The 12222-nt window shown below is 57.4% G+C and carries 10 protein-coding genes; 3 read left to right on the forward strand and 7 right to left on the reverse strand.

The window, feature by feature from the left end:
• Positions 1 to 8: 8 nt before the first annotated feature.
• Together ACQR3R_RS23545 and ACQR3R_RS23550 are read right to left on the reverse strand one after the other, a co-directional pair.
• Entirely contained in the window at positions 9 to 1616 is a 1608-nt protein-coding gene (locus ACQR3R_RS23545; RefSeq protein WP_428275876.1) for a carboxyl transferase domain-containing protein, read from the reverse strand.
• A 12-nt stretch (positions 1617 to 1628) separates the two neighbouring features.
• Positions 1629 to 2792 carry an acyl-CoA dehydrogenase family protein gene (locus ACQR3R_RS23550; RefSeq protein WP_428275878.1) on the reverse strand — a complete coding sequence of 388 codons (1164 nt, stop codon included), beginning with the start codon at positions 2790 to 2792 and terminating at the stop codon, positions 1629 to 1631.
• A gap of 179 nt (positions 2793 to 2971) precedes the next feature.
• On the opposite strand from ACQR3R_RS23550, the gene ACQR3R_RS23555 reads away from it, so the two are divergent.
• Positions 2972 to 4669, forward strand: a complete 1698-nt coding sequence (locus ACQR3R_RS23555) for a fatty acid CoA ligase family protein (protein ID WP_428275880.1) — start codon at positions 2972 to 2974, stop codon at positions 4667 to 4669.
• Between the two features lie 421 nt (positions 4670 to 5090).
• Here the strand turns inward: ACQR3R_RS23555 and ACQR3R_RS23560 are convergent, their stop codons facing one another.
• The 4 genes from ACQR3R_RS23560 to ACQR3R_RS23575 form a co-directional block, all read right to left on the reverse strand.
• On the reverse strand, positions 5091 to 5282 hold the full coding sequence (locus ACQR3R_RS23560) for a hypothetical protein (protein ID WP_428275882.1): 192 nt from the start codon (positions 5280 to 5282) through the stop codon (positions 5091 to 5093).
• A gap of 502 nt (positions 5283 to 5784) precedes the next feature.
• Positions 5785 to 6684 (reverse strand): hydroxymethylglutaryl-CoA lyase, encoded by a 900-nt coding sequence (locus tag ACQR3R_RS23565; protein ID WP_428275884.1) that lies wholly within the window; start codon positions 6682 to 6684, stop codon positions 5785 to 5787.
• A 52-nt stretch (positions 6685 to 6736) separates the two neighbouring features.
• Positions 6737 to 7138 carry a MerR family transcriptional regulator gene (locus ACQR3R_RS23570; protein ID WP_428275886.1) on the reverse strand — a complete coding sequence of 134 codons (402 nt, stop codon included), beginning with the start codon at positions 7136 to 7138 and terminating at the stop codon, positions 6737 to 6739.
• 218 nt (positions 7139 to 7356) lie between these two features.
• Positions 7357 to 8286: a LysR substrate-binding domain-containing protein gene (locus ACQR3R_RS23575; protein WP_428275888.1), complete on the reverse strand. Its 930-nt coding sequence runs from the start codon at positions 8284 to 8286 to the stop codon at positions 7357 to 7359.
• Positions 8287 to 8463: 177 nt separating this feature from the next.
• Between ACQR3R_RS23575 and ACQR3R_RS23580 the strand changes: the two genes are divergently transcribed.
• Positions 8464 to 9687, forward strand: a complete 1224-nt coding sequence (locus ACQR3R_RS23580) for an acyl-CoA dehydrogenase family protein (RefSeq protein ID WP_428275890.1) — start codon at positions 8464 to 8466, stop codon at positions 9685 to 9687.
• A 36-nt stretch (positions 9688 to 9723) separates the two neighbouring features.
• Here ACQR3R_RS23580 and ACQR3R_RS23585 read toward each other — a convergent pair whose 3' ends face one another.
• Positions 9724 to 10530: a TatD family hydrolase gene (locus ACQR3R_RS23585; protein ID WP_428275892.1), complete on the reverse strand. Its 807-nt coding sequence runs from the start codon at positions 10528 to 10530 to the stop codon at positions 9724 to 9726.
• A 235-nt stretch (positions 10531 to 10765) separates the two neighbouring features.
• Between ACQR3R_RS23585 and ACQR3R_RS23590 the strand changes: the two genes are divergently transcribed.
• Positions 10766 to 12190: a transglycosylase SLT domain-containing protein gene (locus tag ACQR3R_RS23590; protein ID WP_428275894.1), complete on the forward strand. Its 1425-nt coding sequence runs from the start codon at positions 10766 to 10768 to the stop codon at positions 12188 to 12190.
• Positions 12191 to 12222 lie beyond the last annotated feature (32 nt).

Genomic DNA, 12222 nt, shown 5'->3' on the forward strand with positions numbered 1-12222 from the left:
TCTCCCGATCACATCCGGAACACGCCGAAGCGGCTCTGTTCGACAGGCGCGTTCAACGACGCCGACAAGGCCAGGGCCAATATATCGCGGGTTTGAGCGGGGTCGATGACACCGTCGTCCCACAAGCGAGCACTGGAATAGTAGGGATGACCCTGTTCTTCGTACTGATCGAGGATAGGTTGCTTGATCTCGGCTTCCTGCTCGGCGCTGAACGGTTGGCCACTGCGTTCGGCTTGCTCACGCTTGACCTGCACCAATACGCCCGCCGCTTGCTCGGCACCCATCACGCCAATGCGGGCGTTGGGCCACATCCACAGGAAACGCGGGTCGTAGGCTCGGCCGCACATGCCGTAGTTACCGGCGCCGAAACTGCCGCCAATGATCACGGTGAATTTTGGCACCTTGGCGCACGCGACTGCCGTCACCAGTTTGGCGCCGTGCTTGGCGATGCCGCCGGCCTCGTACTTCTGGCCGACCATGAACCCGGTGATGTTTTGCAGAAACAGCAGCGGTATGCCGCGCTGACAGGCCAGCTCGATAAAGTGCGCGCCTTTCTGTGCCGCTTCAGCGAACAGGATGCCGTTATTGGCAAGGATCGCGATCGGGTAACCGTGCAAGTAGGCGAAACCGCACACCAGCGTCGTGCCGAACAGTGCCTTGAATTCATCGAACACCGAACCATCCACCAGGCGCGCAATCACTTCACGCACATCGAACGGTTGCTTGGCATCGGCTGAGACCACGCCATACAGCTCATCGCTGTTGTACAACGGCGCGATGGGCGTGCGCTGTTGCACCTCACCGAGCTTGCGCCAATTGAGGTTGGCGATGCTGCGTCGGGCGATGGCGAGCGCATGTTCATCGCTCTCGGCATAGTGGTCGGCAACCCCGGAAACCTTGCAGTGCACGTCGGCACCACCGAGGTCTTGCGCACTCACCACTTCGCCAGTGGCGGCTTTTACCAACGGCGGGCCGGCGAGGAAAATCGTCGCCTGGTTGCGCACCATGATCGCTTCGTCAGCCATGGCGGGCACATAAGCGCCGCCAGCGGTGCACGATCCCATGACCACCGCGATTTGCGGGATGCCCATGGCGCTCATGTTGGCCTGGTTAAAGAAGATCCGGCCAAAGTGTTCGCGGTCCGGAAAAACTTCATCCTGGCGCGGCAAATTGGCGCCGCCGGAGTCCACAAGATAAATGCACGGCAAGCGGTTCTGCTGCGCAATGGTCTGGGCCCGCAGGTGTTTTTTTACCGTCAGCGGATAATACGAACCGCCCTTAACGGTGGCGTCGTTGGCGACAATCATGCATTCGACGCCTTCCACGCGGCCGATGCCGGCAATTACGCCCGCAGCGGGAACGTCTTCACCGTAAACCTCGTAAGCCGCCAACTGACTGATCTCCAGGAACGGCGATCCGGGGTCCAGCAAGCGGTTGATTCGCTCGCGCGGCAGCAATTTACCGCGCGAGGTGTGACGTTCCTGCGCCTTTGGGCCGCCACCTTGTTGCACGTTGGCAAGCAGCGTGTGCAGGGCATCGACCTGTTTGAGCATCGCTTCGCTGTTGGCAGCGAACTCCGCTGAACGAGGGTTGAGCTGGGTATGCAAAATAGCCATGGACAGCTCCGTTTAGCGGGTTTCGTTGAACAGTTCGCGACCGATCAGCATGCGCCGGATTTCGCTGGTGCCCGCGCCGATCTCGTACAGCTTGGCGTCGCGCAACAGGCGACCTGCCGGGAATTCGTTGATGTAGCCGTTACCGCCCAATATCTGGATCGCGTCGAGTGCCATTTGCGTGGCGCGTTCGGCGCTGTAAAGGATCACCCCGGCGGCGTCCTTGCGTGTGGTTTCGCCGCGTTCGCACGCCTGGGCCACCGCGTACAGATAAGCGCGGCTGGCGTTGAGTTGGGTGTACATGTCGGCAACTTTGCCCTGGATCAACTGAAACTCGCCGATGCTCTGGCCGAATTGCTTACGGTCGTGAATGTACGGAACGATCAGGTCCATGCACGACTGCATGATCCCGGTTGGCCCGCCCGACAGCACAACGCGTTCGTAATCGAGGCCGCTCATCAACACCTTCACGCCGCCATTCAGCACGCCAAGAATGTTTTCTTCCGGCACTTCAACGTCGTCGAAGAACAGCTCGCAGGTGTTAGAACCGCGCATCCCGAGCTTGTCGAATTTGTTGCTGCGGCTGAAGCCTTTGGAGTCCCGCTCGACGATGAACGCGGTGATCCCGTGCGCGCCTTTTTCCAGATCGGTCTTGGCGTAGATCACGTAGGTATTGGCGTCAGGGCCGTTGGTGATCCAGGTTTTGCTGCCATTGAGCACGTAATGATCGCCACGCTTGTCCGCGCGCAATTTCATCGAAACCACATCCGAGCCGGCATTGGGTTCGCTCATGGCCAGGGCGCCGATGTGCTCGCCGCTGATCAGCTTTGGCAGGTATTTGGTCTTCTGTGCGTGATTGCCGTTGCGGTTGATCTGGTTGACGCAGAGGTTGGAGTGGGCGCCGTAAGACAGCGCGACCGAGGCCGAACCGCGGCTGATTTCTTCCATGATGACGACATGCGCCAGATAGCCCAGGCCAGCGCCGCCGTACTCTTCCGGCACGGTGACACCGAGCAGGCCCATGTCACCGAATTTGCGCCACAGGTCGGCAGGGAACAGGTTGTCGATGTCAATTTGAGCCGCGCGCGGGGCGATCTCTTTGGCGACAAAGGACTGAACCTGATCGCGCAGCATGTCGATGGTTTCACCGAGGGCGAAGTTCAGGGATGGGTAGCTCATGGGTCACCTTTTGGCTTTTTTGTTGGGCGCGGAGAGCCGTGATTGGACTCTCACCTTTACGTTAACGTAAGCCTGTGACGAATGGCTGTCAATGACCCTTTACGTTAACGTCAACTTGAGCGAGAGTAGGGGCAGATTTTTCTGTATCAACCCACTAAAAAAACACAATAGGGGTCGTCATGGATCAACCCAGTGCAAGCCCGCAGCGCAGCTATACACGTGGTTCTCAGGACAAGGCTTTGCTGGCGATGACTGTCGGTCAGGCTTTCGATAACACGGTGTCGACATACCCGACCGGCGAGGCGCTGGTGGTGCGCCATCAACAGTTGCGCTATTCCTGGCAACAGTTGGCGCAGGCTGTCGATGTGCATGCAAGAGCGCTACTGGCGCTAGGCCTGCAAACGGGCGATCGCCTCGGCATCTGGGCACCAAACTGCGCGCAATGGTGCATCAGCCAGTTCGCCAGCGCGAAAATCGGCGTGATCCTGGTGAACATCAATCCCGCCTACCGCAGTTCTGAACTTGAATACGTGTTGAAGCAATCGGGCTGTAAATGGCTGGTCTGCGCCGGTGCCTTTAAAACCTCTGATTATCACGCGATGTTGCAAGGGCTGGCGCCGGAGTTGGCAGAGCAGTCGATCGGGCAATTGCGCTGTGAACGAGTACCGGACCTGCGCGGGGTGATCAGTCTTGATGCACGTCCGCCATCGGGTTTCCTGCCATGGTCGCAGCTGGCCGACCTGGCGGGCAGTGTCACGGCTGCGCAGTTGAACGAGCGCCAGGACAGCCTGCACTTCGATCAAGCGGTGAACATCCAGTACACCTCCGGCACGACCGGATTCCCGAAAGGCGCGACCCTCAGCCACTACAACATTCTCAACAACGGTTACATGGTGGGTGAAAGTCTTGGCCTCACGGCTGGTGACCGTCTGGTGATTCCGGTGCCGCTGTATCACTGTTTCGGCATGGTCATGGGCAATCTCGGTTGCATTACCCATGGCACCACCATGATTTACCCCAACGATGCTTTCGATCCGCTTATCACACTGACCACCGTGGCCGAAGAAAAGGCCACCGGACTCTATGGTGTGCCGACCATGTTCATTGCGATGCTCGATCAACCGCAACGCTCGACGTTCGATTTGTCGACGCTGCGCACCGGGATCATGGCGGGGGCGACATGCCCGATCGAGGTGATGCGGCGTGTGATCAGTGAAATGCACATGAGCGAAGTGCAAATTGCCTACGGCATGACCGAGACAAGCCCGGTGTCGTTACAAACCGGGCCATCAGATGAACTGGAGTTGCGTGTTACCACCGTCGGTCGTACCCAGCCTCAACTGGAAAGCAAGATAATCGACGAGGAGGGCAACCTGGTGCCGCGCGGCACCATCGGCGAACTCTGTACGCGCGGTTACAGTGTGATGCTCGGCTACTGGAACAATCCTGAAGGTACGTTGGAAGCCATCGATCAGGCGGGCTGGATGCACACGGGCGACCTGGCAAGCATGAACGAGGAGGGCTACGTGTGTATTGCCGGACGCAACAAGGACATGATCATTCGCGGCGGTGAGAACGTTTACCCGAGGGAGCTGGAGGAGTTCTTTTTCACCCATCCAGCAGTGGCGGACGTGCAAGTGATCGGGGTGCCTTGTGCGCGTTATGGCGAGGAGATTGTGGCCTGGATCAAGTTTCATCCCGGCCACAACGCCAACGAACTGGAGCTGCAAGCGTGGTGCAAGGAGCGCATCGCTCACTTCAAGACGCCACGTTACTTCAAGTTCGTTGAAGAGTTTCCGATGACGGTCACCGGCAAGATCCAGAAATTCCGGATGCGCGAGATCAGCATCGAAGAGCTGCGCCTCGGCAAGGATTGATACAGGATTTCGAGTGCCGGCCCAAATTTGTAGGAGGCTGGCTTGCTGGCGATGGCGTTTTCGGAATCGCCATCACCGGCAAGCCGGTTTCCTACGGGTTTGCGTTGAAACCATGAATGGCGGCATTCACCACGTATCTGTAGGAGGCTGGCTTGCCAGCGATGGCGTTTTCGGAATCGCGATCACCGGCAAGCCGGTTTCCTACGGGGTTACGTTGAAACCATGAATGGCGGCATTCACCATGTATCTGTAGGAGGCTGGCTTGCTGGCGATGGCGTCTTCGGAATCGCCATCACCGGCAAGCCGGTTTCCTACGGGTTTGCGTTGAAACCCTGAATGGCGGCATTCACCACGTATCTGTAGGAGGCTGGCTTGCCAGCGATGGCGTCTTCGGAATCGACATCACCGGCAAGTCGGTTTCCTACGGGTTTGCGTTGAAACCCTGAATGGCGGCATTCACCACGTATCTGTAGGAGGCTGGCTTGCCAGCGATGGCGTTTTCGGAATCGCCATCACCGGCAAGCCAGACACCGACGAAACCGTTGCGCGAAAACACGAATTGCAGAAAGCACAAAGGGGAGCCGAAGCTCCCCTTTAATTTGTCGTTGCGCATGCTCTTTTTTTATTATTGAGGGGCGGTCTGTTGTTGTTTTTAGTGACCGTGACCCTTTACCGCTGTTTTTGTCGATCCCCATCCGGGATCAAGAGCAAACGTATTTTTTTGAGCGCTGATCTACTTTTTCGCTATGCGATCCAACCAGTTCGGGAGCTACCTGAAGGTAGTTTTATTGTTCTCTGCCCGGTTGCGGGTTACTTCGAAAAGCACCCTGAAAAGTACATCCTCTCCAAAAAAATCTGTTAGCTGCGTCTCTGCCGTGTTGTTCTTGTTATGTCAGAGTCGTTACGTCTTATTTTTATTAGGATTGCTGCTTTTTATTCTTGTTATGCCATAGAGATAGCAGAACGCGTGCCAACTTTTTAAAAGCCTTTAAAATCAATAGTTTAGTATTTTGTTGGGTTTTCCCTTGTCAGCAAAACCCAACTTTATGTTTCCGTGTTACTCGTTTGCGCCCACGTTTCACGATTTGCGGTAACACCCGGTCACATCCGTGGTCTCACTGAGCACTTCGAGCCTTGGCCACGCGCGAACCGGTTGGCCGTCCCAGCACTGAACAAATTTGCTGGCCCGCCAGAATCAACGCATCCAGGTCGATTCCGGTGTCGATTCCCAGCCCATTCAGCAGGTACACCACGTCTTCGGTCGCAACGTTACCGCTTGCACCCTTGGCGTAAGGGCAGCCACCAAGGCCTGCGATGGAGCTGTCAAACACCGAAATACCTTCCAGCAGGCTGGCATAGATGTTGGCCATTGCCTGGCCGTAGGTGTCATGGAAGTGTCCGGCCAGTTTTTCTCGCGGTACCTCCGCAGACACCACGTCGAACATCGTGCGGGTTGCGCCCGCGGTGCCGGTGCCGATGGTGTCGCCCAGCGACACTTCATAGCAGCCCATGGCGTAGAGTTCACGGGCAACCAGCGCGACCTGGGCGGGCTCGACATTGCCTTCGTAAGGGCAGCCCAATACACAGGAAACGTAACCGCGCACGGCCACTCCCTGTTGCCGGGCGGCCTCCATTATCGGTACGAAACGCTGCAGGCTTTCGCTGATCGAGCAATTGATATTGCGCTGGGAAAACGATTCGGAGGCTGCGGCGAATACCGCAACCTCCTTGACCCCGGCGGCGACTGCATCTTCGAATCCGCGCAGATTGGGCGCGAGTGCAGCATAGGTCACCCCCGGTTTGCGCTGGATTTGCGCAAAAACCTCAGCGGAACCGGCCATCTGCGGTACCCACTTGGGTGAAACGAAACTGCCGACTTCTATATAGCCGAGACCCGCGGCGGTTAAGGCGTCGACCAGTTGCACCTTGTCGGCAACGCTGATCGGTTGGGCTTCGTTTTGCAGACCGTCGCGCGGGCCAACTTCGACCAGGCGTACGTGGGCGGGAAGGGACATGGGAATCGACCTGTTGTGGTTGTCGGAATGTTGAAAAATCGCTGTGGGAAATCTACAGAATCACTTGCTGGTTTTTGATTGTCTGTTCCAGCGCCTGAATGCAGCGCTCCTGCGCCGTGTCGAGTTCCAGCTTCATCTGTTCGATGTCGAGCATCTGTTGCTCCAACTGTTCACGGCGTTCGGTGATCTTGTTAAGCATGGTCTGCAACTGCTTCTGATTGCCCCCGGCAGGATCATAGAGTTCGATCAGTTCTCGGCATTCGGCCAATGAAAAACCAATGCGTTTGCCGCGCAGAATCAACTTCAGGCTGACCTTGTCGCGCGGGGAGTAGATGCGTTCCTGGCCTCGGCGCTCCGGGCTGAGCAAACCTTGCTCTTCATAAAAACGGATCGCCCGCGTGGTGATGTCCAGCTCGCGGGCGAGGTCGGAAATGCTGTAAGTAAGGCTGCTCATGGGCGCGCTCGAATGAGGTCATGGCGCTAAGCTAATGTCAGGTTGACGTTTACGTCAAGGCCTGTGGATTTTCGGTGGCTTTGCTGGCCTCTACGCGAGCAAGCTCGTTCCACTTTGGGTGTGCCGTGAATACAAAATTGTGCATGACACAGATCAAATGTGGGCGGGGCTTGCTCCGGGCGGCGCTGCGACGAATAACGCAAACGCGCTGCAACGTCCTACACCTTGTCGAGTTTCTTCTCATGCGCAGTGACCTGCTGGCACAACTCGATCATCTGTTCGCGCATCCAGCGGTTAGCCGGATCCTGGTCAGTGCTCTCGTGCCAATACAGGTGGGTTTCCACCGGCGGCACGTCGTTGACCGGCAAGCTGAAGGCGTGCAAATCGTTACGTCTCGCAAAACGTTCCGGCACGGTCATCACCATGTCGGTCTGTTGCAGCACTTGTGACGCCATCAAGTAATGCTGCGAGCGCAGGGCAATCTTGCGCTGAATGCCCATTTTGCCCAGCGCGAGGTCGACATGGCCCAGACCACTGCGGCGACTGGAGATATGGATATGGGTCAGCGACAGGTAATCGTCGAGAGTGAATTTTTCTTTGGCCGCCAGCGGATGCCCTTTGCGCATGGCGCACACGTAACGGTCCTCCATCAACTTGACGTGCCGAACCTGGGGGTCGGTGTTCAGTGGCGCATCGACCGCGAAGTCGAGCCTGCCGGCAGCCAGCTCTTTGGTCGTCTCGCGGCGTTTTGACAGGAAGCTCTCGATGATCACCGCGGGTGCCAGGCGTCGCAGGCGCTGAAACAGCGGCGGCAGGATTACCGCTTCGGTAAGGTCGGTCATGCTGATGCGGTAGGTTTTGACCGCTTGCAGCGGATTGAAAATTCGACTTTCCTGAACCGACACGCGCAGCAACGAAAGCGCGTTGCGCACCGGGCCGATGATGTTTTGCGCCATGGGCGTCGGCACCATGCCTTGGGCGGTGCGTACAAATAGAGGGTCGTTGAAGGTTTCCCGCAAACGCGCCAGTGCGTTCGAGACTGCAGGCTGGGTAATGCCGACAATTTGCCCGGCGCGAGTCAGGTTGGCTTCGGTGTAGATCGCGTCGAAGACGATGAAAAGGTTGAGGTCGACCTTGCTCAGATTCATTGCGCTGCACTCTTATTGTGGGGGCGTTTGAGGGAGGCCGAGGGCCTTGGCAATCAGCCGATCATATATCGGTGATGAATGTTAATACACGCCGAGAATAGGCTAGGTAAATTTTCGTAGCTGTTCTAGCATCGATTTCATGCCCTGAACAACCTCGTTAAAGAAAGGTAGCTGCCCATGGATTTCGCTTATTCGACCAAGGTGCAAGAACTGCGTGAGCGCGTGACCGCGTTCATGGACACCTACGTTTATCCCGCTGAAGCCGTGTTCGAGCGTCAAGTCGCTGAGGGCGATCGTTGGCAGCCGACCGCGATCATGGAAGAACTGAAACTGAAGGCCAAGGCCGAGGGACTGTGGAATTTGTTTCTGCCCGAGTCCGAACTCGGCGCCGGTCTGAGCAACCTGGAATATGCCCCGCTGGCCGAGATCATGGGCCGGTCCTTGCTGGGACCGGAGCCGTTCAACTGCTCCGCTCCTGACACCGGAAATATGGAAGTACTGGTGCGTTACGCCAACGAAGAGCAGAAGCAGCGCTGGCTTGAGCCACTGCTGCGCGGGGAGATCCGTTCGGCGTTCGCGATGACCGAACCCGACGTGGCTTCCTCCGACGCCACCAATATGTCTGCCCGTGCTGTGCGCGACGGTGATGAGTGGGTCATCAATGGCAAGAAATGGTGGACCTCGGGTGCGTGCGATCCGCGCTGCAAGATTCTGATCTTCATGGGCCTGAGCAATCCCGATGCGCCGCGTCACGCGCAGCACTCAATGATTCTGGTGCCGGTGGATACACCTGGGGTGAAGATCGTTCGTCCGCTGCCGGTATTCGGTTACGACGACGCGCCGCATGGTCACGCCGAAGTGCTGTTCGAAAACGTCCGGGTGCCGTACGAAAATGTCCTGTTGGGCGAAGGACGTGGCTTCGAAATTGCCCAAGGTCGTCTCGGCCCGGGTCGTATTCACCACTGCATGCGTTCGATTGGCATGGCCGAGCGCGCACTGGAACTGATGTGCAAGCGTGCGGTAAGTCGTACTGCGTTCGGTAAGCCGCTGGCACGCCTGGGCGGCAATATCGACAAGATTGCGGATTCGCGGATGGAAATAGACATGGCGCGCCTGCTGACCTTGAAAGCGGCGTACATGATGGACACCGTTGGCAATAAAGTCGCCAAGAGTGAAATTGCGCAAATCAAGGTTGTCGCGCCGAACGTGGCCCTGCGGGTTATTGATCGGGCGATCCAGATTCATGGCGGTGCCGGGGTTTCCAACGATTTCCCGCTGGCCTACATGTACGCAATGCAGCGCACGCTGCGCTTGGCCGACGGCCCGGATGAAGTGCATCGCGCGGCGATCGGCAAGTTCGAGATCGGTAAATATGTGCCCAAGGAAATGATGCGTCAGTGAACCGTTGCAGGAGCGAGCGTGCTCGCTCCTGCACTGTCAGTCGACCGTTGGCAGCCCAAAAAACGCCCGCGCGCAGGCGCTGCTATGGGCTGCAAGATCCTCCTCGCTTTCCCCGCGATGCAGCGCCACCTCACGCAGTACTTCTGTCAGATAGGCGGGTTCATTACGGCCATTTTTCGGTTTGGGCCGCAATGTGCGCGGTAACAGATAGGGCGCGTCGCTTTCCAGCATCAGCCGTCCACGTTTTATCTCTTTCACCAACGGATGCAGATGTGTGCCTCGGCGTTCATCACAAATCCAGCCAGTGATGCCGATGTGCAGGTCCAGATCAAGGTAGCTGAACAGCGCTTTCTTTTCCCCGGTGAAGCAGTGCACCACCGCCGCTGGCAACTGGTCGCGGTAGTCACGCAGTATTTCCAGTAATCGCTGGTTGGCATCGCGTTCGTGGAGGAACACTGGCAACTGCAATTCGACTGCCATCGCCAGATGTTCTTCCAGGACCTTCTCCTGTTGCGGACGTGGCGAGAAATCGCGATTGAAATCCAGACCGCATTCGCCTACCGCCACCACGTTCGGCTCTTTAAGCAAACTCCGCAGGCGCTGGGCGCTGTCCGCGTTCCAGTCGCTGGCCGAATGCGGGTGAATGCCTGCGGTCGAAAACAGCCGCAATGCGCTTTCATCCAACTGGTGGCACAGCTCCAGCGCCTGCTCGCTGCCTTCAACGCTGGTGCCGGTGAGCACCAATTGACAGACGCCAGCCGCATAGGCGCGATCAAGTACAGCCTGGTGTTTGTCAGCAAAAGCTGAGTTGGTGAGGTTGACGCCGATATCGATGAGTTGCATGGTGCTACCTCGGACCAAGGGCCGGAAAGCATATCAGAGCTGTAGATTTATAAGAAAAGCCAAGAACTACAACGAGTTAAAGCTGTCTTTTGATGCCGCGAGATAGGTCGGGGTGGCTGTGAAGCCATTACTGCACCGGTCTTTCGCACGTTGCCAGCGCTCAAGGCGCTCTGTTTCTGTCGTTCGATTTCATGAAGTATTTGAAGTCGGCACCAGTATTCTTTCCGGAGAGTGGATGACACGTCCCCAGGTTTTGCTACTGCTGTGTTGCTCGATGCTGCTTGTGCCCGTGCCGGCACAAGCGCGTTTGGCCGGCCCGCTGCAAGCCGTGCCGGCATCAAAGGTGCGTGACCTGACGGAAATCCGCAGCAGTCGCGTATTGCGGGTTCTGGTCAATCAAAGTCGCAACAGCTCCGGTGAAGTCCAAGGCCAGGCCATCGGCGTCGAATATCATCGCTTGCGTGCGTTCGAGCAATACCTCAACGGTCATGCCCGCGACGGTCAGGAAATTACCCTCAAGATCATTCCCAAAGCCAAGGATCAACTGCTCGGCGCGTTGCAGCGCGGGGAGGGTGATCTGGTTGCGCCTGGCGAGCTGCTGGATCTGCAACCCGGCCACTCCATCAGTACCAGTGAGCCCATTGCCAGCAATATCCCGTTGGTGTTGGTCGGCATCAAAGGTGAAAAGCGTTACACCCGCCTCGAACAACTTTCCGGCAAAACCCTGGCACTGCCCACCGGCAGTGCTGCGGGGGATGCCATCAGTCAAATCAACCAGAAACTCGCTCTGCATAAACTGTCGCCGGTAAAAATCGAATGGGTCGACCCGAGCCTGGCGGTCGAGGATGTGCTGGAAATGGTTCAAGGCGGGATCTTTCACCTGACCATTGTCGAGCAACCGATTGCCGAACGCTGGGGCAAGATCTTGCCCAAACTGCGGTTTGATCGCCAGGTGCTGATCAGCGATCCGGGCGAAGAGTTCTGGTTTGTGCGGCGTGACGCTTCGATGTTGCGGGCGAGCATTGATCGCTTTCTGATGAGTTACAAAAAGCCCTCGGATCAGGATGTAGCATTCCTGCGCATTTACCGACGCTTGTACCAAGTGCATTACCCATTGGCCAAGGCTGATCGCCAGCGCCTGGAAAAACTGCGTCCGGTGTTGCAGAAACACGCCGATGCTCAGGGCATGGATTGGCTGAATCTGGCAGCGTTGGCTTTCAAGGAATCAGCGCTGCAACCCAGCGCTCGTGGCGGCGGTGGCCCCACTGGCCTGATGCAGATCACGCCGTCTGCCGCTCAGCGGGTCGGGGTCAACAATATTCAGGAACTCGATGCCAACGTGCAGGCCGGGGCCAAGTACCTGGCGATGATTCGTCGTAAATTCTTTGCCAGTCCCAAGCTCAACGAACGCGAGCGCATGGCGTTCGTGTTGGCGGCTTACAACATTGGGCCGGAGCGGGTCCAAGGCATGCGCGCCGAGGCACGTCGGCGTGGTTTGAACCCCAACCAATGGTTCTTCCAGGTCGAACGTATCGCCATGGAACAGGTCGGTATGGGCCCCGTCAGCTATGTTAATAGCGTCAACAAGTATTACTTGGCGTTTGATCGGGAGCGGGAGTCGTTGGAGCCTCAAGGACAAAAAGTTGCTTCACGCAAATGATCAACTAAACTGATTATTATTAAGCGTTTTTT

The sequence above is a fragment of the Gordonia sp. IEGM753 genome, from assembly GCF_050321825.1.
Lineage (GTDB): Bacteria > Pseudomonadota > Gammaproteobacteria > Pseudomonadales > Pseudomonadaceae > Aquipseudomonas.